Origin of the sequence: Streptomyces sp. NPDC006326 (genome assembly GCF_040612915.1) — a bacterium.
Classification (GTDB): Bacteria; Actinomycetota; Actinomycetes; order Streptomycetales; family Streptomycetaceae; genus Streptomyces.
The window spans coordinates 59,741-85,398 of sequence record NZ_JBEXRC010000010.1 but is presented as its reverse complement, the minus strand read 5'-3'; the positions used below and the strand labels follow the sequence as shown (position 1 = coordinate 85,398).

The window sequence follows — 25,658 nt, the reverse complement described above, 5'->3', positions numbered from 1 at the left end:
AGCCCTGCTGCGAGTCAGGGGCCTGAGCGCCCGGGCGGCTCAGGCCCCTGACAGCGAGGGCTCGGTTCGGTGCGGTGCGCCGGACGAGGACGCCTGGTCAGTGGCGTCAGTGGCGTGCAGGTCCGGTGCCGGTGTCGGATGCGCCGGTCAGGACGTGTCCTCGCGGGACCGGGACTTGGCGACCCAGTAGGCGCCCTGGACGATCAGGGCGATGCCGGCCAGCTGCGGCCCGTGCCGCAGGAGCGTGTTGTCGCCCGCGACGGGGAGCAGGCCCCACGTGGTGATGACCACGAGGACGATTCCGAGGAGACCGGCTGCGATGCCCGCCGAGAGGTAGAACGCGGGCGACCGGTGGGAGTGGTCAGGTTCTGGTGCATTCATGATCATATTCTTACCTCCGCAACTCACCCACCTCGCGACCTTTCGGCCATCCCGGCGTGCGGGCCGGGTCATGGGGTGCCGTCGGGCACGTCCTCCGGGTCGAGATGTCCGGACGCCTGCAGAGTGACGGCAGGCAGCCGGCACCGGTCGGCATTTCTCGGTGCGAACGGTCCGCCGACGTCAGCAAGGCTTCGTCAATGTCGGCCTGAACCAGCAACGCAGCCGCTGGGCGGCACTGGTGACGCCTCGACTCGAACGCAACGCGAAGCCGGAGTCGAAACGCAGCACAGACTGACGAAAGCGGCCTTCTCCCTTGCGGCCACTCCCGGTGGCGGTCTGCGGGAGTGCACCAACGCTCACACGCCCCGCCCAGGGGCGGCCTGCTTCCCTGCGGCCAGGAGAGCAGAGCTGCACGATAGCGGCTGCGCCTCCGAAGGCCATCCCCGCCGGCGAGGGGGAGCAGTCCCGCGTGCCTTGAAGTACGGCTCGGGGTCGGGTCCCTCCCCGCCCGCGGGGAGCAATTGGCGTCCAGTAGCTCGTCCCCGCGGGCGGGGAGCAGTTCGGCTCGGTTCGAACGAGTCCGCGGTCCTCCGGTCCATCCCCGCGGGCGCGGGGAGCAGTCGTCCTCGCCGTAGATGCCGACGAGGTAGTCGGGTCCATCCCCGCGGGCGCGGGGAGCAGACGCTCGTTGGCGGTGAGGTCGTCGCGGTCGAGGGTCCATCCCCGCGGGCGCGGGGAGCAGACGGCCCCCGGACCGACGAACGCTCCGTCCTCGGGTCCATCCCCGCGGGCGCGGGGAGCAGGCTTACTGACCTGCGACTCTATCTGGGGACGTGTTTCGCGACAAATCTTTGCGTCCGAGGCAGGACAGGCCGGTGGCGGGCCGACGACGGCGAAGCTGAGGCCCAGGGCAGCCGGCCTGCCAGGAGCATCCGATGATGGCCAACAGACGCTGAGCGTGTGGAGTCGCCTTCGGCGAGCCAGCCCGCATGGAGGCTTCGAAGGGCTCCACCGCCTCCGCGCGCAGCCGGTCCGGGGCGACAGCGTCGGTGCGCATGGGCTCCACGTCGGCCTGCAGGCCGAGAGCTGGATGCTCCGTCGAAGAACGCGCAGATCACCGAACCGCTGTCGAGGGTTCGTGTGCCGCTTACTGCGAAGCCCTCGGCACCCGGCGGGCTTCGACACGCAGGCGGCCATGACCCCCAATCAGGTGATTTGGCGATCAAGGTAATGTTCCCTGTGGGGTGTCAATCACCCTGAAGGGGGACGCAGAGTATGGAACTGGCCGCAGAGATAGCCGCGTACCGAGCGGGTTCCGGGGATCCCAGACGCCTGGTGGGCGAGTTCCGGCGGGCCGTGCTGCTTGCTCCCCTGGCCGGTGATGGAGCGGACGCTGAGGGCGGGTTGATGTCTGCCCTCTCGGGTGGGATCCGCTGGTTCTACGCGTTCACGGACGAGGAAGCGCTGGCCCGGTTCGCCGAGGCCCGCGGGGAAGCCGGCCGCGAATGGCCCTACCTCGCGATCCTCGGCGCCCGTCTGGTCGATGCGGTCGTTCCGGAGGTGGACGGCCCGGTCGGGGTGGCTGTGAACGTGGCCGATGTGGACGGGTCGATGCTGTTCCCGCCCGTCGCCGGGATCGTCCCCGACGCATACGCGGTGGACATCGAAACCGAGAACGAGTCCGGGGAGGTGGCCTGATGGCCGGCGATGGTGACCTTGAGGTATCCCCGCAGGCGGTTGCCGCGATCCAGAAGGGTCTGCGGGCAGCGATATCGGAGCTGCGGGAGTCGGGGGATGCGGCCGGGGCCTCGCAGGGGGCCGGGTTCGAGAACCTGTCGATGACCGCGATGGAGACCGGGCACGGGGCGCTGTCGAAGGACTTCGAGGACTTCTGCGAGCGCTGGGAGTGGGGCGTGCGCAGCCTGATCCAGAACGCCTCCGCCCTCGCCGGCAATCTCGGCATCGCCGCGGGGACGGTGTGGGAGGAGGAGCAGTACATCCATGGCACGTTCAAGGTGGCGGTGAACGCGGCGTACGGGAATCCGCACGCCAGCGAGGACGAGATCGAGAAGAAGTCCTGGGGGGACATCTTCAGCGCGGACGTCTACAAGCCGGACTACAGCGCCGAGTCCTTCGAGAAGAGCGGTCAGGACATCAAGCAGACCTGGTCCGACACCAAGGACACGGTGACCTCGACGGGGAAGATCGGGTCGCTGAAGGACCTGCTGGAGCAGACGAAGGGCGACGGGGGCGGTAACTGATGGGCTGGCGGGACTTCGTACCGGACTCGATCGAGGACAAGGTCGAGGACGGGGTCGAGAAGGTCGGCGACTTCGTCGAGTGGTCCGGTGACAAGATTGCCGACGCCGCCGACGAGGTCGGGCTGGAGGACGCCGGCGACTGGATCCGCGACAAATCCCGTTCGGCCGCCAACCAACTCGGCGCCGACGTCTCCGAGCTCGAACTCGGTCAGACCGAGGACCCCAAGAAGCTCGTCTACGGCAGCGTTTCCAAGATCCGCGCCCAGGTGTCGCACCTGAACGACTTCAAGGCGGCCTTCGAGTCCGTCGGCAACGGTCTGAAGACCATGACCCAGCCCGACGGCCTGAAGGGCAAGACCGCGGACACCTTCCGCGAGAAGGTCGCCAAGGAGCCGCCGCGCTGGTTCAAGGCCGCCGACGCCTTCGGCAAGGCCGCCGATGCCATGAATCGGTTCGCCGAGACCGTCGAGTGGGCGCAGGGCAAGGCCAAGGAGGCCCTGGAGGACTACAACAAGGCGAAGAAGGCCTCCGAGGACGCCCGCACTGCGCACAACAAGCTCGTCAAGGAGTACAAGGAAGCCTACGAGGCGAAGAAGGACACCCTGCCCCCCAGGCCGGGCGACTTCCACGACCCCGGCACCTCCATGGCCCACGCCGCGCAGGAGAAGCTCGACAACGCCCGCAAGCAGCGCAACGAGGTCGCCGAGACCACCGCCGCGGCCGTCCGGGCCGCCCGCGACGCCGCCCCGCCCAAGCCCTCGTACACCGAGCAGCTCGGCGACGGCATGGACTACCTCGACCTCGCCACCACCCACCTGGTCGGCGGCGTCGTCAAGGGAACCGCCGGCATCGTCAACTTCGCCCGCGCTCTCAACCCGCTGGACCCCTACAACATCACGCACCCCGCCGAGTACCTGACCAACCTCAACTCCACCGCCGCGGGCCTCGTCACCATGGCCAACGACCCCATGGGCGCGGGCAAGCAGATGCTCGACGAGTTCATGAAGGACCCCTCCGAAGGCATCGGCAAGCTCATCCCCGAGCTCGTCGGCTCCAAGGGCCTGGGCTCCCTCAAGAAGCTCGGCACCGCAGCCAAACACCTGGACGACGTCAAGGGCCCGGCCCGCGCCAGGCACACGGCGGACGGTCCGCACATGAGCGAGACGCCCGACGTCGCCAAGCGGTACGACAACACCGACCCGATCGACCTGGCCACCGGCCGTATGTTCCTGCCGCAGACCGACATCGTGCTGCCGGGCACCCTGCCGCTGGCCTTCGTCCGCCGCGCCGAGTCGGGATACACCGCAGGCCGCTGGTTCGGCCCCACGTGGACATCGACGATCGACCAGCACCTGGAAGTCGATGCCGAGGGCGTCATGCTCGTCACCGAGGACGGGCTGGTCGTCGCCTACCCGCATCCGGCTCCCGGCGTCGCCGTCGTACCGCTGTCGGCCTCCGCGCCCCGCCACCCCCTGGAGCGCACCCCCGATGGGGACTGGACCCTCACCGATCCGGACACCGGGCACGTCCGCCGCTTCACCCCGCCTGCCGGCGACCCGGACAGGGACGGCATCGCCCCGATCGCCCAGCTGGAGGACCGCAACGGCAATCTCGTCACCTTCGAGTACGACGAGCACGGCACCCCTCTGGGCATCACCCACTCCGCCGGCCACCGCCTCCGCTTCGACACCGCCGACGGCCGCATCACCGCCCTCCACCTCGACGGCGGCCCGCGCATCCTCGCGTACGGCTACGCCGACGGGAACCTCACGGAGGTCGTCAACTCCTCCGGCCTGCCGCTGCGCTTCACCTACGACGACCGCGCCCGCATCACCTCCTGGACCGACACCAACGACCGGTCCTACACGTACGCCTACGACGAGCAGGACCGCTGCATCGCGGAGGGCGGCGGCGACGGGCACATGGTGCTGCGCCTGGCCTACGACGCCGTCGACGAGGCGACGGGGCACCGCGTGACCGAGACCGTCACGGGCGAAGGCCACACCCGCCGGTACCTCGTCGACGACCGGTACAGGATCGTGGCCGACATCGATCCGCTCGGCCACACCACCCACTACGTCCGCGACCGCCACAACCGTCTGCTCGCCCAGACCGATGCGCTCGGCCGCACCACCGCCTACGGCTATGACGACGGCGGCAACCTGGTCAGCGTGCTGCGCCCCGACGGGCGCGGCACCACGGCCCGGCACAACGAGCTCGGCCTGCCCGTCCACATCAAGCGGGCCGACGGCCAGGTGGTCCGGTACGCCTACGACGAGCGCGGCAACCGCGTCTCGACCACCGACTCGATGGGCAGGACCACCCGCCTCGGCTACAACGAAGCGGGCGGCCTCACCTCCGTCACCGACCCCCTGGGCCATACCACCACCATCCGCTGCGACCGCGCCGGACTTCCCGTCGAGGTCACGGACCCGCTCGGCGCCGCCACACGCTTCGTGCGGGACGGCTTCGGCCGCCCGATCACCATCACCGACCCGGCAGGCGCCACCACGCACCTGCAGTGGACGGTCGAAGGGCGGCTCGCCCACCGCGTCCACGCGGACGGCGCCGCGGAAAGCTGGACGTGGGACGGCGAGGGGAACTGCACCAGCCACACCGACCGGCTCGGCGGGGTCACCCGGTTCGAGTACACCGAGTTCGACGTCCTCACGGCCCGCACGGGCCCCGACGGCGTACGCCACACCTTCCAGCACGACGCCGAACTGCGTCTCACCCAGGTCACCAACCCGCAGGGCCTGACCTGGAACTACACCTACGACCCCGCGGGGCGCCTCACCTCCGAGACGGATTTCGACGACCGTACGGTCACCTACGCGTACGAGCCCACCGGGGCCCTCGCCTCCCGCACGAACGCACTGGGCCAGACGACCACGTTCGAACGCAACGCACTCGACCAGATCATCCGCAAGGACGCGGACGGCAGCGTCACCACCTACGCCTACGACCTCACGGACCAGCTCGCCGAGGCCCAGGGCCCCGACGGCACGACGGTCACCCTGCTGCGCGACCGCGAAGGCAGGCTGCTGTCGGAGACCGTGGACGGGCGCACGCTGACCTACGCCTACGACGACCTGGGGCGCCGCACCAGCCGCACCACCCCGACCGGCGCGACGACGACGTGGACCTACGACTCTGCCGGGCGCCGCACGGCGATGACGGCCTCCGGCCGCTCCTTCGACTTCACGTATGACGCCGCTGGCCGCGAGGTGACGCGGCGGATCAGCGACTCCCTCGTCCTGAGCCACGCCTTCGACCCCGCCGGACGCCTCACGGCCCAGACGGTCACGGGCCCGGCCGGCGCCCGCGTGCGGCACCGCGACTACAGCTATCGCGCGGACGGCCACCTCACCGCGGTCGACGACACCGCCGGCGGACGGCGGGAGTACGAGCTCGACGCCGCCGGGCGGGTCACCGCGGTCCATGCAGTCGGCTGGACCGAGACCTACGCCTACGACCAGGCCGGGAACCAGACCTTCGCCTCCTGGCCGGCAGAGCACCCCGGCAGCGAGGCGAACGGCGAGCGCACCTACGCCGGCAACCGCCTCACCCGCGCCGGGGCCGTGCGCTACGAGCACGACCGGCTCGGCCGCGTCACCGTGCGCCGCAAGGCCCGTCCCTCCCGGAAGCCGGCCGTATGGCGTTACGTGTGGGACGCGGAGGACCGCCTCGTCTCGGCAACCACCCCTGACGGCACCCAGTGGCGCTACCTCTACGACCCCCTGGGTCGCCGCATGGCCAAGCTCCGCCTGGCGGAGGACGGCGAAAGCGTCGCCGAGCGGGTCGATTTCACCTGGGACGGGAACACGCTGTGCGAGCAGACCAGCAGCTCGGATGAGCAGCCCCACGTCGTGGCCATCACCTGGGACCACGAGGACATCCGGCCCATCGCCCAGACGGAACGCATCCTCGGCGCGTCACAGGAAGAGGTCGATTCCCGCTTCTTCGCGATCGTCACCGACCTGGTCGGGGCTCCCACCGAGCTGGTCGACGAGTCCGGGGACGTGGCCTGGCACACCCGTTCCACGCTGTGGGGTCTCACCACGTGGGCGGCGAACAGCACCGCTTATACGCCGCTGCGCTTCCCGGGCCAGTACGCCGACCCAGAGACGGGCCTGCACTACAACCACTTCCGCCACTACGACCCCGAGAACGCCCGCTACCTCACCTCGGACCCCCTCGGCCTCACGCCGGCGCCGAACCCCTTCACCTATGTGGCCAACCCGCATGCGTGGACGGACTACCTGGGCCTGGCCCCGGACTACGTCCCGATCTACCGCACGCCGAAGGGTGCCCACGCCCAGTACGAACTGGACCACGGGCCGAACCCTGCCAACCACCAGCCGGGGGTGGACATCGGCGGCGGCATCATCTCGGACGGCAAGATCTACTTCGGTGAACGGGCGGTGGCCGCCGAGTACGCTGGGCCGACCGGAGCGAACTTCGCCAAGGGCATGGTCAAGTACGAAATGCACCCGAAATTCCTCGAAGAATTCGTGGACCACGTAAAGGTCCACGACCGGAACGGGCCGGGTGGCGCCGTCCGGCTGGAGTTCGAGATACCGGTGGAAAAGCTCGACCGGTTCAACGAGCTGACGCAGCGGCGCAGCTGGGTCGACGTCTATGGAGGACCGAGTTGAGATTCCACGATCACCAGGAACTCGATGTGACAGTCGTTGCGGTCGCGCCCGTGGGAGCGAAGGTCGAGGTGGACGGGCAGGAGGACGTATTCGGCTTCATCGACCAGGTGAAGCACCCGTCCTGGTGGGACGCGAGCGTGGCGCCGCCCCGCGCGGGCGACAAGCTCCACGTCTGCGTCCTCGACCCCACCCGCGAGCCGTACCCCCGACTCAGCGCACTGCAGGACGACATCGACATCGCCCGACGCCTCCGCGGGGAGGCATAGCCGGAGCGCCTGCAGAGGCTCCCGGGCTTTCCATCCGTCGGAGGCTCCCGCCCAGCCGGCTTCGCGCGGGCCCCGTCCGGGACCGCCTACGGTCGGCAATGACGGTCGGGGGTCATCCCCGCGGGGCGGGAAGCAGCTACAGCTAGGGCCTGTCCGGCGGATCATCTCGGGCTGGGGTGGGTACGCCCGGTACGGCTGCGTTGTCGAGGGCTATAGCAGTCACGCGAACGACGGCCACCGGCCGACGGCCCACTCCCGCCAGCCGACCCAGCCAGGCGGCGGGCCGCGGGCGCGCGCCCGCTGCGCGAGCTGAGGCTCTGCTGGCCTCCCGCAGATCCCGGGCGTGCATCCCCTCTCCTGGTCGGACCGTTGTCCTGGGCATGGGGCGGGATGGACTCGGTGATCTATCGGATGCGGAGTGGGAACAGCTGCGGCTGTTGCTCCCGGTCAGCAATGGCCGGTGCGGGCGGTGCGGGACCACCTCAGGTGACCAACGGGATACTGCAACGAGTGCGCACCGGGGTACCGTGGCGGGACCCAACAGACGATCAGCCCACCGCCCACCCCATGCCCGCCGCCACGGACGAGGACTGGCCGTCCGGGACGCGTGCAGCCCCTGCAGTACGCCTCGCACTGGGCGCCTGTGCACCCAGCCCTCCTGGGCGGCCTCCGCCGGCTGGCGGGCCGGCGGCGTCGAGCTGCGCCGCGCCGCCTCCTCCCACGCCCCGGGGGAACGGGGGCAGCAGCATGAGCGAGCAGACCACCACCGCGCCCCGCCCGCAGGTCGTACCGGTCACCTGGGCACCCGGCCAGACCTTTGTGCCCGCTGCCCCGCTTCAACATGCCGTTACGGCCACGGCGAAGCTCTTGTGTAAGCCGTGTCAGCAGGCCCGGCAGGAGCAGCTCACCCGCCCCTGCCCTGACCGACCCCGCACCACCGCTCGTACCGATCACGCTTCTCCTGCCCGAGGGGCAGGAGAACGCGCGCGTACGGCTCCGTGAACGCCAACAGCTCGATTCGAGTCGGGGCTGTACCGCATCGAGGTGCGCCCGAGTCCCCCGGCCAGCCACTGCGGCAGCGCCCGGCGGCTGGTGGGCATGGGTTCTGGAGGCCGTGCCCGCACCCTGGCCGCCACCCCACGCGCACGCGCTGGCCACCACGGCGGCCCTTGACGCCCTGGCCGGGCCCGGTGCGGCGGTCTCCTCCGGGTGCGATGCCGCCGAGACAGTCCTGCCGATCCTGCGCCCCTGTGCCAGTCCAGGAACAGAACCGAGTCGGCCAGGGCACGGCCGCCGACCCGGCGGGGACCGGCTCGGCGGTCGAAGGCGGAGCGGTCGGAGGGGCGACCTCTGCGGCCATGGTCAGTGGCTGCGCCGCATGGCACGGAGGTCCTGTCCCGAAGAAGATCTTCGGGACAGTCCTCAGGGCGGCCCAGGGGCGACCCGGAAGCGATCACCTGGCAGGCACTTCTCCCTTCGGGCCACCGCAGAGGGACCGGCGGATGGCGTCGGTGGCCGATCAGGCTCCAGGGTGCTGGTAGGGCTGCTACGCCTGCCCGTACGCCTCACCGTCGGGAGCGTCGGCGGTTTGTGCCTGCGACTGCTCGGCCCACTCCTGGGGCACCTCCTGCTCGATGCCACAGAACGTGCACTGAGTCACGAACCTCGTCGAGATGGGGAACAGCGGCACGAAGAACAGCGTGAACTTTGTGACGTACTTCCTGACCGCATGTGCTGCAGGGTTGCCGCAGTGACGACACGTCAGCATGAGTACCGCGAGCTGGTAGAGGTATCCCGCGGTGCCGAAGATGATCATGAGGGAGTCCTTGAAAAAGTGGGGTGGGGGAGGCTGGGGCGAGACGGCGGGCGTCCGCGCTCTGCGCCGTGTGGTGATTCCATTACGCGCTGGGCCGAGGTCTGGGTCACGACCCGGAATCCCGTGGCTTGACAAAGCCGTGACGAAGACCGGCGCAGGCCGTTCGGGGCCGACCGGAGCGGTTGCCGTGTGGGGCAGCGACCCCGGGAGCGCCCCGTGACCTCCCCATTCCCCCTGTCGGTCGACCGCAGCCCGTCACCTGGGCGCCGAGCCAGACCAGCCCTTGGGCGAAGTGCCACCGGCCCTACGCGCGGACGGTGCTCCGGCCAATCCGCTGTGCGAGACGTGCAGGGCCGCCCGGCAGGCGCGGAACGGAGGCACTGCTTGCTGAGGGCGCAACCGCCTGCATCCACTGCCGCCCCGACACCGCCCTCGGAGTGCGCGTCGACGGCGAGATCCTCGGCCGCTCCTTCCGCCCAAGCGATCTCCTGGAGTCCTCCGCCATGCCGGCCTCCACCCCGACGACCTCGCCCCCGACGGCGACGGCCTCATCGAATGGCGCGGCGGGAGCCCCGCCACCTGGCGCCCGGACACCGCCGCCGTGGCGAGTAGCGGCCGGCGCAGCCGTGCGGCAACAGCAGGGGACGGTGGGCGGGCATAGGTGGTGACGGAGAGCGCCGACGAAGCCCGGCCCGTGATCGTGCTCCCCGGGCTGATCGACGACACCGAGCAGCCCGCGGACGTATGCCGGTCTGCAGGCGAGATCGCTTCGCCTAGGTGGTGGCTCTTCGCTCAAATGGCTGGGTGCGCGGGAACGCGCATGCTGATGTCTTGACTCAAGATCAGCCACTACCTCGATGAGGCAATCCTCCAGCTGCTTCAAGATCGTGACGGGCTGCCTTCCGAGGTCATCCTGGGTGATGGCGTCACGCTGACCGTCTTCAACATCGCCTGGGGCTACGACCTCGGGGACGAGTACGCGCATGTCACGACCAACATCAGTCCTGATGTCGAAGGCGCAACCATCGACTTCTTCTGCACGCATTCGGTCGTTGCCACATCGACCCCACAAGCGGTGCGGTTCTGCTTGAGAACTGTCCCTTCACGTCCGCAGCACACACCGCACAAGCGCTACGGACCGGGCTACGCTCTGCCGGTCCGATCGAGCTGAGCCGCTCCCGATCATTCCCCGATGTGCGGAAGCCTCCGATCGACGAGCCGTCCGCAAAGCGAGGGGCGAATCGCCACCCCGATTCATGGGGGTATCCCGCCGATCTCCCGGTGCGGCCCGGGATGCAGCCGGGCAACACGTCTCGTACGATGCTCCCCAGAATTGAACGCGCTCAACTGGGGGGCTCGTGGGGGAAGGCTCGAAGAGCCGGCCAGGCATCGTGCTGTGGTCGGCGCTCGCGGTGGAGGTCGCTGCGCTGGCCGGGGCGTTCGCGCTGGCCGACACCACCGCGCTGGCTCCGACGTGGGGGATCCTCGACAACCCTCTGGTGGCTCTTGTCGGGGTGCTCCTGGCGGTTGCGGCGCTTGTGACCGCACTGGAGCGCCGTAACGTCGCGGCCGCGTGGCGGGCCGCGGCCTCGGGGATCCTCGCCCTGGCGTTCGGGATCTTGCTGGTCACAGCGGGCAGGGGTACCTGGTTCGTGTGCTGCGTCGTCGCGCTGCCGGCCTCCTGGGTGGCCACGCTCGTCGCCTTCCGCGGCCCGGGCCGGCCGTCGCCCCGCCCCGCCCGCGCGGCGACCGCCGTGGCCGTCGCCGCGCTTGCAGGGGCGATCTGGTCGGGGGCGGGCTCCGTGGAGGACGCGGACTACGCCGGCACCTGGTCGGCGTCGGGGGACACCGCGCTCCTGACGATGTCCGACCTGGAGCGTCCGCACGGCGATGGGCAGTACACCTTGCGGGTCGGGACGTGCACGGAGAATGGCACGTGGGCCTTCGACTACCCGCAGATGTCGTTCTCGACCCAGGTCTGGCTCCGCCGTGGGGGCGCCATGTGTCTCCAGGGCCGTCAGGAGATCCTCGTCCGCATCGTGGGCGGCACCGAGGCCGCCCCGGTCATCGGCCTCCCTGGGCCGAACGACACCGAACTGCGCTTCACCAAGCGGTGAAGCGCGGCAGACGCCCCCGCACCCGCGGCTGCACCGCTGGGCGTGGGCGCCGCCACGACGAGCCCTGGCGGCGAGCAACCGGAACCCAACATCGTGAGTGCTCGCCAGTTCCTCCCGGAACTGGCGAGCACCCAAGGTGCGCGGTGATTGAGGGCGGAGGTCAAAGGGTGCCGCGGTAGCCGCCGGTCTCGGCGCCGCGCTCTTCGATGAAGTGCTTGAACCGCTTGAGGTCGCCCTTCACCTGGCGGTCGAGCATGCCCATCATGTCGGCGGCCTTTTCGGCCATGCCTTCGGGCTCGTATTCCATCGCCATCATGACGCGCGTGTGGGTGGCGTCGAGCGGCTGGAAGGAGACCGTGCCGGTCTGCTTCACGTCGCCGCTGGTCGTGCGCCAGGTGATGTGATCGTCCGGGACCTGGTCCACGATTTCGGTGTTGAACTCGCGCCTCACCCCGGAGATCTTCGTCTCCCAGTGGTTATGGCGGTCGTCGATCTGGGTCACTTGCTCGACCCCCTCCATGAACTGCGGGAACTCCTCGAACTGCGTCCACTGGTTGTAAGCGGTACGGACCGGCACGTCCACGTTGATCGTTTCCTGCACCTGCTTGCTCATGACGCCACTCACTTCCGGATAGCTTCGGTGAGACCACTGATCGCCTGCCCCCGATGAGCGCAGGCATACCGGCCTCACTGATCCGGCCACGTGGACGCCTCCGCGGCAACCCGCCCGACCGGCACCACCGCCGACCGTGACCCTAAGCAGGGCACCCGATGATCAAGCAAATCCTGGACCAGTGGACCGCCACCATAAGCAGAAGCGCCGGTGGCGTGAGGAAGACCGCGCCGACCGCGAGGCCACCCGAGCATGCCGCCGGCGAGGAAGCAGCCGCCAAGGCCGACCGGAAGGGCCTCACAGACGCCATGCGCCTACCGTCCGGGGCAGCCGTGTGCGGCTTCGCAACCGCGCCCCTGGTTCGGGGCAGGGCGGGCGTTGGCACCCGGCCCGGTTCCATACAAGCGATCACACCATCACCGTCGCAGACAACGGGAACCACTACGGACAGGGAAAGAACGGCAACAACGGCAAGCGCTGAGTGTTGTCCCGTAACTGCCGGTCGCTGGTGACACGACTCCCTCCGGGGCTGGTGTGATCGTGTGGGTGACGATCACTCGATCCCGAGGGGCCCGATGCCGAGGTCTTCACGCATGAGGCGACGCATCTGCGCCATGGCCGTGCGCCGCCGCGCTATCAGGGGCCCTTCCTCGGCGGAGCCGACAGCCACCCCCCGGGCGTAGGCGTCGCGTATCGCACGCAGGCTGTGAAACGCCTCGTTCCCGGCCGCCACGACCTGCGGAGGGCCCACGAGCCAGAGGCGTTCACTCGCTATAGGGAGGCCGGTGTTACGGACGGCTTCCCGTACGGCGGCGTCCCGTGCCGACTCGGACATGCGATCGCCCAAGGCGATGGCCCGTATCTCTTCACCTGCGGCTTTGAGGGCGGAAGCGAACTCGGTGTACACCTCGCGCCGTACCTCCAGCGCATGCTTGGCCTCCTCCCGCTGCCACCGGTTGCGATCGGCAATCAGGGTGGCTGTGATGCCGATGACGGCACCGGTGAGTGTGGAGAGCAGCGGTATCCAGTCCATGTGCCGCAGTTTGTCCGAGCGAAAGCGCCGGCACCAGTGACGGGGCAGGCGCAGTACGGGGGCTGAGCGTGTTCGTCCTGCCGCCCGGCGGCAACCAGCGCCAGAGCCCCGGGTGGCCGGTCGCTTGTACGGGGTGCGGCCCCGGCCACCAGGACCGGCGAAGGCGAGGGTCAACCGATTGAGGATGTGCGGCCGCAGGGCTGGACAGGTCAGCCCTCATTGGGCGGCCGACTCGTAGGACCGTGGTGGTGGGGCCCTCCTTGGCCGGCCAAGCAGGGCCTGGTGCTCGGCCTGCTGGGTGCCAGGTCCCAGCGAAGCTTCAGGAGTTGTGGGAGACCGAGTGGGGAGCCGGCAGGGCAAGGGCTTGCTAACGTCGATGTGTGATGGCCTGCACGGAATGCGATTTCGTTTACGACCTTGCCCAGGGTCCTGCGGTCCCGGCGCTCGCCAGGAGCCACGTGGACGCGTACGCCGAACTCCTGAAGGCTGAGCCGACGGCGCTGCGGCGGCGCCCGGCGCCGCAGGTGTGGTCACCCCTCGAATACGCCTGCCACATGCGCGACGTGCTGCTCGTGCAACGGGAACGCCTGCTGACCGCGCGGCGATGCGACACGCCGGTCGCCGAGCCCATGGGCCGTGACGAACGGGTTGAGCTCGACGGATACGCAGACCAGGAGCCCACCGACGTCGCCCGCCAACTGCGAGAAGCTGCCGTGCTGTTCGCCCATTCCTTGAATCGCCTGTCGGCCGTCGACTGGGAGCGCACGCTGATCTACACCTACCCCGAGCGGACGGAACGCTCCCTGCGCTGGCTCGCCGTGCACACCCTGCACGAGCTGCGCCACCACCTGCTCGACATGCGCCGCCAGCTGGAGCACCACGGGGCCGCCGCCCCGCGCCCGGGCCGGCGGGAGGCGTAGGGCGGCTCCTTCCCGTGGGGGGGGAGGTGCTCGGTCCGGCAGGTCAGGGGATCAGAGGGGCGAAGAGGTCCTCTTCCGCGTCGTCGACAACGAAGCCGTTGTCGAGACGGACGCGCACGGTCACCCGGCTATGACGCTGTTCGTACGCGCGCCACTCCGGCTCCAACGTCCTTATCTGCTCCTCCAGTTGCCTCTTGCTGGCGGGCGGCATCTGGGGGCCGTAGGCGTCGAGGAGGGAAGCGAGGCGGAGGTATTCGCGTGCCTCGGGGGTCTCCACGCGGGGGTGTGCGGTGACGCGCTCGACGGTGCCCTCGTTGCCTGCCGCAAGGAAAAGGGAAGGGCCGTCGAAGTCGCCCGCCAGGGGGAGCCTCAGCTCGCTCGCCAGCCGCACGCGCCGGCCCTCGTCCAGTGTCATGCGCCCATTAGGCCACATTGGCGTGTGGACGCCCCACGTCAGGGTGGGGCCGCTGGTGCCTCGCGAGACCGGCAAGCGCTGGTGTGCCTCGCGTTTGCGCCAGAACACCGCCGGGGTCACGGGGCCCTGTACGGCGGGCTCAACCAGGGGCGGATAGACATCGGCCGGCTCCGCCGGGCCCTGGTAGGTTCGCCCTTGCCGAGAGCGGCGGACGGCCGGCTGGTCCTGGCCCTCGACGTATCGCCCCTGGCCGAGGCCGGGCGCCGCGCCTGCCGGCCAGCCGCACGGCGGAACGAGCATACAAGCGACAGAACCCACCCCAGCGGCCAGAGCGAGGGAGCCTGTGGGGCGGTCCGCCGAACGCTCAGTCGGCCGGCAGTGTGCTCGCCAGCCGCCCCAGCGCCGCCTTGACCCGGTCCGGCGTCACTCCCTGCGCGCGCTGCTGGAGGAAGACCTCCGGTGCCAGCGGCGCGAGCAGGCTGTCCACCAAGGCCTCCGGGTCCGGGGCGCCGGACTCGCGCAGCAGAGTCAGGACATGGGCACGCCAAAAACCGTACGCCCCCACGGTAAAGCGCTTCTCGCCGGTCTCGGCGCCCAGCACCAGGTGGCCGTGGGTGTCCAGCAGGTCGACCATGGCGGCGTAGAAGGCGGTGAGCCGGTCGCGCGGCGGCGCGCCGGGGCCCAGTGGGGGCGCGCCACGCAACAGCTCCTCCTGCAGGCGGCGTTCATGCTCGTCGAGGAGAGCCGCCGCGATGGATGTGACGTCCGGGTAGCGGCGGTAGAGCGTGCCGCGGCCGATGTCGGCCGCCCGGGCGATGTCCTCCATCGTGACCGACCGCGGATCACCGGCGGCGAACAGCTCGGCGGCGGCGGCGAGCACCTTGGCCCGGTTGCGGGCGGCGTCCGCGCGTTCCCTCGTATCCATGGCACCTCAGCGTACCGGAATAACTGGACACCACGTCCGGTTGCGCCTCTCGTCCGGTATAACTGGACAGCGTGTCCGGTTACCGTTCCGGCCGATACGAGGGGTCCCCGTCATGACCACACTGCTGCACCTCGACGCCAGCGCCCGCCGCCGGTCCTTCAGCCGGGAGGCCGGTGACGCCGTCGCCGCAGCCTGGCGCGCGTCCCACCCGGGTGGCATCTACGTTCACCGCGACCTGGCCAGGACCCCGGTTCCGCAGATCGGCGAGGCGTGGACCGAGCTGTGCGACCACGTCCTGGAGCACGGGATCACCGACCCCGCGCGCTACCGGGAAGCCGTGCGTACTCCCGCGCAGGAGGCGGCCTGGGCCGTCGTCGAGCCGCTGCTGTCCGAACTCGTCGCCGCCGACGTCGTGTTGATCGCCACGCCGATGTACAACTACTCCGTCCCGGCGTCCCTGAAGGCCTGGATCGACCAGGTCACCTTCCCGCGCATGTCCCTGGCCGGACGGCGGTTCGTCGTTGCGTACGCCCGCGGCGGGGCGTACGGTCCGGGCACCCCGCGGCACCCGTACGACCACCAGGAGCGCTACCTGCGCGACTTCTTCGCCGGACACTTCGCCGTGCCGGAGGAGGCCATGACTTTCCTCGGCACCGAACTGGTCAACGCCCTCACCGATCCCGCCCTCGCCGGTCGGCGCGGTGCGCACGACGTGTCCCGCGCGGCCGCACTGGAGGCCGCCCGCAGGACAGGAGGGTCGCTGTGAGCCGGCTCCTCCTCGTCGCCGTCGGCCTGGTGGAGGTCGGCTGGTCGCAGAGCATCAAACCGACGGCCGGGTTCACCCGGCCGCTGCCCACGCTGCTCTGCTTCACGCTCGCCGCCGTCGCCGTCTTTCTGCTGTCCCTGGCGATGAAGTAAACGGGTGGTGAGCAGCGGGCGGGGTCCCGCGATGACAAAGACGGCAATGCCTGTCCCCTCCCGGACTTCGCACGCGGCGGCTTCCCAAGGGCTCTCGCCTCCGTCCATGACCCACCGGGGAGCCGCCGCACCTCACCCGGGTGGGGAGAGCGGAGGCGGACAGGCCGGTCCAGCCGCAGGCACGCACCCCGCCCCAGCCGCAGGCACGCACCCGGCCCAGCCGTCGACGCCCCGACCCGACCACGGGTCCCGCCGCGGGCGCCTTGCGGCGCGCCCGCGGCGGCGGGGTGACGAAACGGCTCCGCCCTGGAAGGGGGAGCCGTTTCCGTCGCAGGCCGGATGCGCCGTTCAGGCGTGGCTGTGGTGGCGCCTGTTGCCGGTGACCAGACGGTAGACGGCGAGAAGAATGACGGAGCCGATGATGGCGGCGATCCACGTGGAGAGGTCGAAGAAGCCGTCGATGGAATCGACGCCGAAGATGACCTTGCCGAGCCAGCCGCCGAGCAGGCCGCCCGCGATGCCGATGAGCATGGTGATGATGATGCCGCCGGGGTCCTTGCCCGGCATCAGCGCCTTGGCGATGAGGCCTGCAAACAGCCCTATGAGGATCCAAGCCAGAATACCCATGATGCGTCTCCTACCTCGATGTGTAAGGCCGTTGTCAACGACCGTCTGCACCGGGAGGACGATTTCAAACGACCCCTCTTCTGATCATTCTGTTCGCGATGCTCGCCGTGTGCCCTGTCCCCGCCCCGCGGTGCACCGTCACACCGCACACCTCACACCCCGTCCGCCTGCGGCATCCCAGCGGGGGACGTGGTGCCCGGCCCGGCCGGCTCTGCGGAGACAGCGCTCAGCCGTTGGCGCGTTCCCGCGCCGCGCGGACACCTGCCGCAGTGCACCGGGAGCACCTGACCGCGGCGGCCCGGGCAGCCCTGGATCGCGAGTGCAGGACGGCCCTCGCGGTGCCCCTACAATCCTGGCCGGACGTCATGGCTTCGAGGCGGCGCCGCCGGTTGTCTCAGCGGCTGGTGGGTGCGTTCCAGTCGACGAGTTGGATGATGACGCCATTGGGGTCGTGGACCTGAAAGGCGCGCTCGCCCCACTCCTCGTCGGTCAGTGGCATGGTGATCGCGACGCCTTCGGAGCGCAGGCGCGCCAGCTCGCCTTCGAGGTCCTCGACGACGAAGGCGATGATCAGGCCTGTCGCGTGCTCGTCGCGCTGGTCTGCCGGGAGGGTGTCCAGCCCCCGCCGCAGGAAGATGACGTTCATGCCGGAGTCGTCGCGCGTCAGGGACGCGAAGCCGTCAGCGGCCATCTCCTCGCGGAACCCGAAGTGTTCGACGAGGAAGGTGCTGGAGGCGGGAACATCGTCGACGTTGAGCGACACGGCACTAGAGGTGATCTTCACGGAAGCTCCTCCGGGATCCACTGGGCCACTTCTCTGTACGCCGTACAATGTACATTGTACGGAGCTGGGCTGCGAGAGGATGACCCTGTGCCGACGGAACGAACCAGCGCGGGCGACCCCGCCCGTACCCTCCAACTGCTGTGGCGCGGCTCCTCCTCCGATCGTGGCCGAGGACCGCGACGGGGGCTGAGCATCGACGCGGTGGTCGAAGCCGCCACTGCCATCGCCGACGCTGAAGGCCTGGACGCGGTGACCATGCGCCGGGTGGCCAAGGAACTCGGCGTGGTGCCGATGACGCTGTACACCTATGTCCCCGGCAAGGCGGAGCTCCTCGACCTCATGCTCGACGCCGCATACGCGCGCATGCACCGCACCGACACCACCGGACAGCCCTGGCGCGAGCGCGTCACCGCCATCGCCGAGGAGAACAAGGCCCTTGCCGACCGCCACCCATGGGCCGCGACCGTCTCCACCGCCAGGCCTCCGCTGGGGCCGGGCCAGATGGCGAAGTACGAGCACGAGTTGTCCGCGCTCGACGGCCTCGGCCTCAGCGACGTCGAGATGGACGACTGCCTGACCCACCTGCTCACCTTCGTGCAGGCATGCGCCCGCGCCGCCGCCGACACCCGCGCCGCCCAGCACGACAGTGCCATGAACGACCAACAGTGGTGGGAGCTGAACGCCCCGCTCCTCTCCCGGGTACTCGACGAGAACGCCTACCCCACTGCCGTCCGCGTCGGCGCAGCAGCCGGCGCCGCACACGGCAGTGCCTACGACCCCGGCCATGCCTATGCCTTCGGCTTGCAACGCGTCCTCGACGCCTTCGCCGCCCTGATCGACCGAGGCCCGAAGGACAGGGCGGGCTGTCCGACAGCGTCAGGGCGTACGTGATCGCTGCCATCCGTGCGGCCGTCGTGTCCAGGGGGGCGGCCGGGCTGACCCGCGAGCCGTGCCCGCACCGAGCGCCTCTACCCCGCGCAGAAGAGGTGCGGGCCAGCGGCGATGGCTGCCCTCATCAGTGCGGAGAAAACCTCCCTGCGGGGCGCAACGGACCTCTTCGTGCAGAACCACCAGCCCACGGGTCAACGGACTACGCACGCTGGGCTCGAATCCCAGCTGGAGGGACTACGACACGATGGACCAAAGGGAACGAGCTCAACGCAGCGGAGAGAGCTTCCCCCAGGTCAGGAACCGGAAGTGAGGCGCGGATCGTGGGGCTGTGTGGCCGCCCCTCTGGGCGGTCTGGCTACCGGTGTGCTCGGGTCGGCGCTCCTGGCAGCGGCCTGGCGGGCGTGCAACGTCGGAGTGAACGGCGCGGCCAACAGCCTTGGACTGATCGTCTACGGAACTCTGCTCACCATCGCGGCGGCGGTGTGGTGGGGGGTACTCATCGGGTACGCAGGACGCTGGAACCTGGCAGTCGCCGTTCTCGGTGGCGCGACCGGCGCCGCAGCCCTGGTCTGGATCTTCGTGGCCCTTCTTCAGGTTCCCCACGGCTACCGCTGCTGACTCCCGGGCGCCCTTGTTGAGGCGCTTGGTGACGTCGGCGCCCTGTGCGGGGCTGATCGAGCCGTTGGAGAGTGTCAGGGAGAAAGCCGGCTGACCGGTGTCGACGGCGGACCTGACGCGGTCGGCGGCGGCCGTAATCGCGGGCCTGGACGCGGAACGGCGGGCACGGATCGCCGCGCTCGGCTCGGCCGACCCGGGGCAGCGGCCGCTCAGCCTGGCCGCGTGGGGGCGGGACGTCCGCCACGGGGTGGTTTCCGTAGAGCGGAACGTCCAGGACACGCCGCGCAGACCGGCAATGCCGCAGGCCCCGCCACTGCCGCCGCCCCGCCCCCGCGCAAGCGACGGACCGGCCCGGCGCTGAGCGCGGTGGCGGGGGTGCTGGTCCTGGTGTAGGCGTACCGCTGCTCAGTGACAAGGACGGGGACAAGGACGCGGACGGCCGGAACCGGGCGGGCGGCTGGCAGCCGGGTGACGGCGGGGCCGGTGCCTTCTTCTGGCCCACGACTCAGCCGGCAGCGGCCGGGCAGACATCGAGGCGCAGCCCGGCCGTTTCGGCTGGCCCTCCCCGGCCACCGCCTGGTACTGGTCTGCCTTCACGGCTCAGTAAGGCCGAGCCCGCTTCGCGAGGGCCGGTGACAGTTCGTTCCGCGAGGCACTCGGGAAGGCGACGGTGTTCGGGTCACCATCCGAGACGTACCGGGTCTTCCCAGCGGCGAGCTTGTCCAGCCAGCGCGACGAACCGAACTCGGCGTCCTCATCCTCGGGCCCCGCCGAGCGGATCCGAGGGATGGCGCCGGGCGTGAACGCCTTCGCGAACGGCGAGACCGAGGGGTTGGCCCCGACGAGGTACACGCCGTCGTAGCGGTAGCCCGTACCCCGGGTGGCGACCCCGGCCGGGGAAGGCATGGCACCGAAGGGCAGGGCGAGCGACGTGACCTGCGTTCCGGGCGCTGCCTTCTCGATCGCCTGCTGTCCGGCGGAGATCGCCCGCATGGCGCCCTCCTGGTCCAGGGAGCTCAGGTTCTCGTGGCCTCCGGTGTGGTTGGCGACCTCGTGCCCGTGCTCCTTCAGCCACGTCAGGGCCTTGGCGGAACCCGTCGCCGAGAACGCCTCCGCGTTGACGAAGAAGGTCGCCACCGGCTTGAACTGCGGGTATTTCTTCGCCGTCTCCGTCAAGATGGCGACGGCGGTGTCCGGCGCCGGGGTGCCGTCCGGGTTGAGGCGCACCTGGCTGTTGGTCGAGTCGTCGAAGGTGAGGACCACCGGGTGCGTGCCGGCGGGGATGTCGATGCGGCCCGTCTGGAAGTCCCGGGCGGTCACCGGTACGTAGTTCTCCCGCGCGAGGCGCTCCAGTTCCGCCCGGAAATCAGCCGGGGTGCGGTCGTAGACGCTGGCCGGTTTCTCGGTGAGCTGGTGGTACATCAGCACCGGTACCTGGCCGAGTTCATTGGCGCCGACCTCTGCCGGCGCTTTCGCGGGGACAGCGCTGACCGCGGCGGGTGAAGCGGCCGCATGGCGTTCCCCGGCGGCCGGTGAGGGCCCGGTGGAACAGCCGGAGGCGAGCACGGCAGCGCCGGCCAGGGCGCCGAGCGGGACGAACGGGTAGCGCATGAGAAGCCCCTCCAAGGCGGACGTGTCGCGCCATACCTACCTCCGACGGGAGCCCGGATACCGCGCTGCCCCCTGCATGGCTCAGCCGCCACGCCGGGTACCGAACGCGGCGTTCGTGTGAAATACGGCCAGAACGCGGCGACTGGGACACCGTGCGGCAATGAATGGAGGCAGCATCCAGCCCACGGCACGAAGGACGTCATGATGTCGCCCAAGCGCATATCTCACTCGGCCCCCTCCTTCCGTCACCGCCGACCGGCCCGCCGGGCCGCCCTGATAGCGACGAGCGGGGCGCTCGCACTGGCCGGAGCGGGCGTCGGAGCCTGGACCATCCTCGCGCCGGGTCCGGACGTCCAGGGGCTGAGCAACGGCGCCGTCCTCAACGGGCGCAAGGCCGCACGGGTCAGCGCCTACCTCATCACCGAGGAGGCCGGCGGCAAGAACAAGCTGCGCGCCACCCTGGACGGCACGGCGGTCCCCGTCACCGCTGCGGGCGCTCGCCTGAAGCTCGCGCTCCCGCGCCTCACCGAGGGGCGGCACACCTTGGTGGTGGCGGGCGACAGCAGCTTCCCCTTCGCCTCGTACCGCAAGGTCGTGGGCTTCAGGGTGGACACCACCGCTCCCGAGCTGAAGGTGGCCGACCCCGAAATCAAGAACGCCGCCGCCCCCGTGACCATCACCGGCAGCGCCTCCACCGACGCCGTGGTGGCGGTCAACGGCAAGAAGGTCGCTGTCGACAAGGGCGGGGCCTTCAAGATCACGGTACCCAAGGGCACGCCCGTCGCGACGATCACAGCGGTGGACCGCGCCGGAAACACCACCACCCAGGACGTGTCCACCCGAGGGCGTCGCCCCATGATCCGTGCCGCGCACATCACCGCCATCGGGTGGGGCGACGACACCCTGCGCGGCGACATCCTCGCCCTCGTGCGCAGCGGCAAGCTCAACGCCGTCGAGCTGGACGTCAAGGACGAGGACGGCGAGGTCGGGTACGCATCCCAGGTGCCGCTGGCCCGCCAGATCGGCGCGGCCAAGGGCTACTACGACGCCCGCAAGGCGATCGCCGAGATCCACGCCGCCGGGGCCCAGGTCATCGGCCGTATCGTGGCCTTCCGCGACCCCAAGCTCGCCTCGGCCGCCTGGAAGTCCGGCAAGCGTGACCAGCTCGTCCTGACCCCGGCCGGTGAACCCTACGACGGCGGCCAGTACGGATCCCTCTCGTTCACCAACTTCGCCAACCCCACGGTCCGCACGTACAACCGGGACCTCGCCGTGGAGGCGGCTCGGCTCGGCTTCGACGACATCCTCTACGACTACGTGCGCCGCCCGGACGGTCCGCTGTCGCACATGCGCTTCCCGGGCATCGGTACCGCCACGCCCGAGCAGTCGATCACCTCGTTCGTCGCCGACACCCGGACCGCGCTGCGTCCGCACGCCAAGTACCTCGGCGTCTCGGTCTTCGGTATCGCCGCCACCCGGCCGACGGAGATCGCGCAGGACATCGGGGCTCTGGCCAAGGTCACCGACTACATCGCACCGATGGTCTACCCGTCCCACTGGGCGCCGGGAGAGTACGGCGTCGAGGAGCCCGACACCGACCCGTATGCGATCGTGCAGCGTTCGCTGGCCGACTTCGCCCGCCAGGCGAAGGGCACCCGGAGCGAAATCGTCCCGTGGCTCCAGGACTTCTCGATGGGCAGCACCTACGGGCCGGATGAGGTGGCCGATCAGATCAAGGCCGCGGCGGCCAACAAGATGAATTCCTTCATCCTGTGGAACGCCGGTGCCCGCTACCAGGGCGCGGCGCTCCAGCAGATCGCCAAGCGCTGAAGGGGCCGGCGGTCCCAGCTGGGCCAATCGAACTGCTGAACCTGATGGGGGACAGCGCGGACTACGGGCTCCTGGGGGATGCGTCCCTCAGCCTTGGTCCGCGCTGGGCAGGGCTTTGGCGATCAGACGGGTGGGGTAGGCGCGGTCGCCGGTGAGCCGGTTGATGTGCTCCGCGAGCAGCAGGGCGGTGGCTTCCAGGGAAGTCATCTCCTCCTGGGTCCAGTCTCCGTACTGCTTGGGCCAGAGGTTCGCGCTCAGGCCGGTGCCTGCCGCGATGATCATGCCGGACAACGTCGGGGTGGCCTCGGGGCGACGCTCCGGCGGGCTCCCTGCCGGTACGGGCTCAAGCCCGCCCAGCCGGGCTGCACCCGGGCGCAGCGGCACCGTACGGCGAACCTGGTCGACCACCGCAACGGAACCGACCGACCTCACCCCGGTCCGTTCCACCCTCGCCGGATACCTGTCTCTACGCCTGGAACGCTGGGGTGATGTCCGGGCGAAGAAGGGACACGCCGGGCGGGAGCCTCGGGGTTCGAATGACCGCATGCGTGCCTGAGTACGGAGCCCAGCTTGCGCTGAGTACCTGCGCGCAGGCGGATCTACTGACGGAGCTGCTTGGCTGTGCCCATGCACGAGACAACCTCCGCTCCGCCCGCCGACCGCTGCGCCGAGACCTCTGCCGGCGGCGAGGTGTCGATATGGACCACGGTCGCAACGGTGGCCATGATCCCGGTCGCCTTCGTCTTCGGGGCCCTGGCCGGGATGGCCGAAGAGGTTCACCCCCAGACCGTGGCCGTCCTCATCATCTGCTGGTGGGCCTCCTGGACGGTCACCCCTCTGCTCGTCGTGGCCTCCCGACTGCCCCTGCGACACCGCGCCCTGGCCAGGGCACGCCGATGGGCCGGATGGATCGCGCCGCTCCCACCCACGATCACGATCCTGTTGAGCCTCAGCCTATAGACGATGGCCAGCGGCGCCGGTCGAGCCGTTCTCGGCCGTTTGGGAGTTCGGCGGGGCACTACTCGTTTTCACCGCCTCTTCATAAGTTGAAATGGCGTCAGGGAGTTAATCCTCCCTATAGGTGCAGCTATTCACCGAATTGCGCGGATGCGTAGAGTGATGGCAACGTTGCCATCACGTTAACAATTCACTTCTTGACGACGGTCTGATCGCCGAGTTGACTGCGCTTACCTCGGCCGGAAGGGCACGGCCTGTTCAGGGAGGTTTACGTCGTGAACACACATCTCGGTCGGGCCGTCGTTATTGCCGCTGCTTCCGCGATCGCGGTCTCCCTCGCTGCCTGCGGCAGCTCGGAAGACGTGGACGGAAGACCGGACGGCTTCGCCAAGGAGGCGATCAAGGTCGGGCTCCTGCTTCCGGAGAACCAGACCGCGCGCTACGAGAAGTTCGACAAGCCGCTGATCGAGAAGGAGGTCGCCAAATTCACGCGCGGCAAGGGCGAAGTGGTCTACGCCAACGCCAAGCAGGATGCGGCCGCCCAGAACGCCCAGGTCGAAGCGATGATCGCCCGCAAGGTGGATGTCCTGATCATCGACGCGGTCGACGCCAAGGCCATTGCCGGCTCGGTCAAGAAGGCCAAGGACGCCGGCATTCCCGTCATCGCCTACGACCGACTGGCGGAAGGCCCGATCGACGCGTACACCTCCTTCGACAACGAAGACGTCGGCAAGGTCCAGGGCAAGGCACTGCTGGACGCGCTGGACGCGCTGGGCGACAAGGCCAAGGACGGCAAGATCGTCATGATGAACGGCTCGATCACCGACCCCAACGCCAAACAGTTCAAGTCCGGTGCACACTCCGTCCTCGACGGTAAGGCGACCATCGGCAAGGAGTACGACACCGTCGACTGGAAGCCGGAGAACGCCAACGCGAACATGGCGGCCGCCCTCGCGGCGCTCGGCAAGGGAAGGATCGTCGGCGTCTACTCCGCCAATGACGGCATGGCCGGCGGCATCATCTCCGCTCTCAAGGCCGCCGGGGTCTCCGCCTTGCCCCCGGTGACGGGCCAGGACGCCGAACTCGCCGCTGTCCAGCGCATCGTCGCGGGCGAGCAGTACATGAGCGTCTACAAGCAGTACGCCCCCGAGGCCGCGGCCGCCGCGGAGATGGCCGTCGCCCTGGCCCAGGGCCAGAAGATCGACGGACTCATCAACCAGATCGTGGACAGCCCGACCACCCAGGGCGTGCGCTCGGTACTCGTCCCGGGAATCGCGCTGACCAGGAACAACATCAAATCCACCGTGGTGGCGGACGGCGTCTACACCGTCGACGAGATCTGCACCGACAAGTACAGGGCCGCATGCGAAGAGATCGGCCTGAAGTAGCGGCTGCCGGGCCTCGGCCAGGAACTTGACCGCGTGCAGCGCGGTCAGGCAGCGCAGGGCGTGCCGCTCGGCATCGGTGAGCGCAGTCTGGGCCGGTATCGCTCTCCACCGCTGCACGCCTCGTCGTGGCCGAGCGTCCGACGAGTCGGCAGCCGGTTGTCGACCGGGGCTCGGTCAGGAACCGGGGCGCAGCTCGCGCACCCGGTCGGCGACGTCGTCGGTGGCGAGCGCCGGGTGGTTACGCGATGGCGGGCGACCGAGGTGACCACATCCGAGAGGCGGCGGCGACCGCGGCGAAGCGGTTCCGAGTCCGGGAGGACGCGAGGCGCCCGACTACGCCCGCTTTGCGCGGCCCCTGGCCGGCGCCGGCAGCTACTCCCCCACCTTCCAGCACCGCAAAGTCCTGCAACCGGTTGTGCGGCACCTCCGCGTATCGGACTGCACCGGACCACCGAGCGCCATCCGCTGCCGTGGGCGCAGCCACACGTGGTGTCCTCGGCGCCCAACTGCCCCCGCCGCAAAGGGGATCGGGCAGGGCCGCCGCCTCCGGTGTGGTCAGAGGGGCGGCATATGGCGCGCGGGCGGGAGGGGGGAACCGTTCATGCATGGGTGTGTGTCTCCGAGCACAC

23 protein-coding genes and 1 pseudogene are annotated in these 25,658 nt (G+C 69.8%); 14 read left to right on the top strand and 10 right to left on the bottom strand.

All coding sequences use genetic code 11. The features are described 5' to 3' along the window. Window positions 1-147 precede the first annotated feature (147 nt). Window positions 148-381, bottom strand: a complete 234-nt coding sequence (locus tag ABZ128_RS10915; RefSeq protein ID WP_356847542.1) for a hypothetical protein — start codon at window positions 379-381, stop codon at window positions 148-150. A 1,275-nt stretch (window positions 382-1,656) separates the two neighbouring features. Between ABZ128_RS10915 and ABZ128_RS10910 the strand changes: the two genes are divergently transcribed. From ABZ128_RS10910 to ABZ128_RS10895, 4 genes are read left to right on the top strand one after another with little or no spacing between them, the layout of a single operon-like run. Beyond that, window positions 1,657-2,079, top strand: coding sequence for a hypothetical protein (locus ABZ128_RS10910; RefSeq protein ID WP_356847541.1), 423 nt, complete (start codon window positions 1,657-1,659; stop codon window positions 2,077-2,079). Next, window positions 2,079-2,642, top strand: a complete 564-nt coding sequence (locus ABZ128_RS10905) for a hypothetical protein (protein WP_356847540.1) — start codon at window positions 2,079-2,081, stop codon at window positions 2,640-2,642. Before ABZ128_RS10910 ends, ABZ128_RS10905 begins: the two co-directional genes overlap by 1 nt. Further along, on the top strand, window positions 2,642-7,300 hold the full coding sequence (locus ABZ128_RS10900) for a putative T7SS-secreted protein (protein WP_356847539.1): 4,659 nt from the start codon (window positions 2,642-2,644) through the stop codon (window positions 7,298-7,300). Before ABZ128_RS10905 ends, ABZ128_RS10900 begins: the two co-directional genes overlap by 1 nt. A 26-nt stretch (window positions 7,301-7,326) precedes the next feature. Further along, a complete protein-coding gene (locus ABZ128_RS10895) occupies window positions 7,327-7,566 on the top strand; it encodes a hypothetical protein (RefSeq protein WP_356847538.1) in 240 nt (79 codons plus the stop codon). Window positions 7,567-9,112: 1,546 nt separating this feature from the next. On the opposite strand, the gene ABZ128_RS10890 is transcribed toward ABZ128_RS10895, so the two are convergent. After that, window positions 9,113-9,382, bottom strand: coding sequence for a zinc-ribbon domain-containing protein (locus tag ABZ128_RS10890; RefSeq protein ID WP_356847536.1), 270 nt, complete (start codon window positions 9,380-9,382; stop codon window positions 9,113-9,115). 1,358 nt (window positions 9,383-10,740) lie between these two features. On the opposite strand from ABZ128_RS10890, the gene ABZ128_RS10885 reads away from it, so the two are divergent. Then, window positions 10,741-11,499 (top strand): hypothetical protein, encoded by a 759-nt coding sequence (locus tag ABZ128_RS10885; RefSeq protein WP_356847534.1) that lies wholly within the window; start codon window positions 10,741-10,743, stop codon window positions 11,497-11,499. 160 nt (window positions 11,500-11,659) lie between these two features. Here ABZ128_RS10885 and ABZ128_RS10880 read toward each other — a convergent pair whose 3' ends face one another. Both ABZ128_RS10880 and ABZ128_RS10875 read right to left on the bottom strand, forming a co-directional pair. Continuing rightward, window positions 11,660-12,112 (bottom strand): SRPBCC family protein, encoded by a 453-nt coding sequence (locus tag ABZ128_RS10880; protein ID WP_356847533.1) that lies wholly within the window; start codon window positions 12,110-12,112, stop codon window positions 11,660-11,662. Between the two features lie 553 nt (window positions 12,113-12,665). Then, complete coding sequence (locus tag ABZ128_RS10875; protein ID WP_356847532.1) at window positions 12,666-13,145, bottom strand: hypothetical protein; 480 nt, start codon at window positions 13,143-13,145, stop codon at window positions 12,666-12,668. Window positions 13,146-13,603: 458 nt separating this feature from the next. On the opposite strand from ABZ128_RS10875, the gene ABZ128_RS10870 reads away from it, so the two are divergent. Beyond that, complete coding sequence (locus tag ABZ128_RS10870) at window positions 13,604-14,065, top strand: DinB family protein (RefSeq protein WP_356847530.1); 462 nt, start codon at window positions 13,604-13,606, stop codon at window positions 14,063-14,065. 43 nt (window positions 14,066-14,108) lie between these two features. Here ABZ128_RS10870 and ABZ128_RS10865 read toward each other — a convergent pair whose 3' ends face one another. Further along, a complete protein-coding gene (locus tag ABZ128_RS10865; RefSeq protein ID WP_356847528.1) occupies window positions 14,109-14,480 on the bottom strand; it encodes a hypothetical protein in 372 nt (123 codons plus the stop codon). Between the two features lie 24 nt (window positions 14,481-14,504). On the opposite strand from ABZ128_RS10865, the gene ABZ128_RS10860 reads away from it, so the two are divergent. Beyond that, the gene (locus ABZ128_RS10860; RefSeq protein ID WP_356847527.1) at window positions 14,505-14,891 is read left to right on the top strand and encodes a transposase; all 387 of its coding nucleotides are present in this window, start codon (window positions 14,505-14,507) and stop codon (window positions 14,889-14,891) included. Here the strand turns inward: ABZ128_RS10860 and ABZ128_RS10855 are convergent. Next, entirely contained in the window at window positions 14,845-15,405 is a 561-nt protein-coding gene (locus tag ABZ128_RS10855; protein WP_356847525.1) for a TetR family transcriptional regulator, read from the bottom strand. The two genes, ABZ128_RS10860 and ABZ128_RS10855, sit on opposite strands and share 47 nt — an antisense overlap. 112 nt (window positions 15,406-15,517) lie before the next feature. Between ABZ128_RS10855 and ABZ128_RS10850 the strand changes: the two genes are divergently transcribed. Together ABZ128_RS10850 and ABZ128_RS10845 are read left to right on the top strand one after the other, a co-directional pair. Further along, window positions 15,518-16,171, top strand: coding sequence for an NAD(P)H-dependent oxidoreductase (locus ABZ128_RS10850; protein WP_356847524.1), 654 nt, complete (start codon window positions 15,518-15,520; stop codon window positions 16,169-16,171). Further along, the gene (locus ABZ128_RS10845) at window positions 16,168-16,323 is read left to right on the top strand and encodes an SMR family transporter (protein WP_356847522.1); all 156 of its coding nucleotides are present in this window, start codon (window positions 16,168-16,170) and stop codon (window positions 16,321-16,323) included. Before ABZ128_RS10850 ends, ABZ128_RS10845 begins: the two co-directional genes overlap by 4 nt. Before the next feature lie 348 nt (window positions 16,324-16,671). On the opposite strand, the gene ABZ128_RS10840 is transcribed toward ABZ128_RS10845, so the two are convergent. Beyond that, entirely contained in the window at window positions 16,672-16,950 is a 279-nt protein-coding gene (locus ABZ128_RS10840) for a GlsB/YeaQ/YmgE family stress response membrane protein (protein ID WP_356847521.1), read from the bottom strand. A gap of 394 nt (window positions 16,951-17,344) precedes the next feature. Continuing rightward, on the bottom strand, window positions 17,345-17,734 hold the full coding sequence (locus ABZ128_RS10835; protein WP_356847519.1) for a VOC family protein: 390 nt from the start codon (window positions 17,732-17,734) through the stop codon (window positions 17,345-17,347). Window positions 17,735-17,821: 87 nt separating this feature from the next. Between ABZ128_RS10835 and ABZ128_RS10830 the strand changes: the two genes are divergently transcribed. Next, window positions 17,822-18,625, top strand: coding sequence for a TetR/AcrR family transcriptional regulator (locus ABZ128_RS10830; protein ID WP_356847518.1), 804 nt, complete (start codon window positions 17,822-17,824; stop codon window positions 18,623-18,625). A gap of 306 nt (window positions 18,626-18,931) precedes the next feature. After that, complete coding sequence (locus ABZ128_RS10825; RefSeq protein ID WP_356847516.1) at window positions 18,932-19,243, top strand: hypothetical protein; 312 nt, start codon at window positions 18,932-18,934, stop codon at window positions 19,241-19,243. Window positions 19,244-19,843: 600 nt separating this feature from the next. Here the strand turns inward: ABZ128_RS10825 and ABZ128_RS10820 are convergent. Beyond that, window positions 19,844-20,854, bottom strand: a complete 1,011-nt coding sequence (locus tag ABZ128_RS10820) for a polysaccharide deacetylase family protein (RefSeq protein ID WP_356847515.1) — start codon at window positions 20,852-20,854, stop codon at window positions 19,844-19,846. Between the two features lie 204 nt (window positions 20,855-21,058). Between ABZ128_RS10820 and ABZ128_RS10815 the strand changes: the two genes are divergently transcribed. After that, window positions 21,059-22,684 carry a putative glycoside hydrolase gene (locus tag ABZ128_RS10815; RefSeq protein WP_356847513.1) on the top strand — a complete coding sequence of 542 codons (1,626 nt, stop codon included), beginning with the start codon at window positions 21,059-21,061 and terminating at the stop codon, window positions 22,682-22,684. Between the two features lie 87 nt (window positions 22,685-22,771). On the opposite strand, the pseudogene ABZ128_RS10810 reads toward ABZ128_RS10815, so the two are convergent. Continuing rightward, window positions 22,772-22,996 (bottom strand): annotated as a pseudogene (locus ABZ128_RS10810) (hypothetical protein); the annotation flags it as partial. 315 nt (window positions 22,997-23,311) lie between these two features. Between ABZ128_RS10810 and ABZ128_RS10805 the strand changes: the two are divergent. Continuing rightward, window positions 23,312-23,644 (top strand): hypothetical protein, encoded by a 333-nt coding sequence (locus tag ABZ128_RS10805; protein ID WP_356847511.1) that lies wholly within the window; start codon window positions 23,312-23,314, stop codon window positions 23,642-23,644. A gap of 272 nt (window positions 23,645-23,916) precedes the next feature. Then, complete coding sequence (locus ABZ128_RS10800) at window positions 23,917-25,029, top strand: substrate-binding domain-containing protein (protein WP_356847509.1); 1,113 nt, start codon at window positions 23,917-23,919, stop codon at window positions 25,027-25,029. Window positions 25,030-25,658 lie beyond the last annotated feature (629 nt).

Coding starts and splice junctions, on each gene's coding strand:
- ABZ128_RS10900 (WP_356847539.1), top strand. CDS start 2,642: ATGGGCTGGCGGGACTTCGTACCGGACTCGATCGAGGACAAGGTCGAG.
- ABZ128_RS10820 (WP_356847515.1), bottom strand. CDS start 20,854: ATGCGCTACCCGTTCGTCCCGCTCGGCGCCCTGGCCGGCGCTGCCGTG.
- ABZ128_RS10840 (WP_356847521.1), bottom strand. CDS start 16,950: ATGGGTATTCTGGCTTGGATCCTCATAGGGCTGTTTGCAGGCCTCATC.
- ABZ128_RS10855 (WP_356847525.1), bottom strand. CDS start 15,405: ATGGATACGAGGGAACGCGCGGACGCCGCCCGCAACCGGGCCAAGGTG.
- ABZ128_RS10890 (WP_356847536.1), bottom strand. CDS start 9,382: ATGATCATCTTCGGCACCGCGGGATACCTCTACCAGCTCGCGGTACTC.
- ABZ128_RS10910 (WP_356847541.1), top strand. CDS start 1,657: ATGGAACTGGCCGCAGAGATAGCCGCGTACCGAGCGGGTTCCGGGGAT.
- ABZ128_RS10850 (WP_356847524.1), top strand. CDS start 15,518: ATGACCACACTGCTGCACCTCGACGCCAGCGCCCGCCGCCGGTCCTTC.
- ABZ128_RS10805 (WP_356847511.1), top strand. CDS start 23,312: ATGCACGAGACAACCTCCGCTCCGCCCGCCGACCGCTGCGCCGAGACC.
- ABZ128_RS10865 (WP_356847528.1), bottom strand. CDS start 14,480: ATGACACTGGACGAGGGCCGGCGCGTGCGGCTGGCGAGCGAGCTGAGG.
- ABZ128_RS10905 (WP_356847540.1), top strand. CDS start 2,079: ATGGCCGGCGATGGTGACCTTGAGGTATCCCCGCAGGCGGTTGCCGCG.
- ABZ128_RS10875 (WP_356847532.1), bottom strand. CDS start 13,145: ATGGACTGGATACCGCTGCTCTCCACACTCACCGGTGCCGTCATCGGC.
- ABZ128_RS10915 (WP_356847542.1), bottom strand. CDS start 381: ATGAATGCACCAGAACCTGACCACTCCCACCGGTCGCCCGCGTTCTAC.
- ABZ128_RS10880 (WP_356847533.1), bottom strand. CDS start 12,112: ATGAGCAAGCAGGTGCAGGAAACGATCAACGTGGACGTGCCGGTCCGT.
- ABZ128_RS10815 (WP_356847513.1), top strand. CDS start 21,059: ATGTCGCCCAAGCGCATATCTCACTCGGCCCCCTCCTTCCGTCACCGC.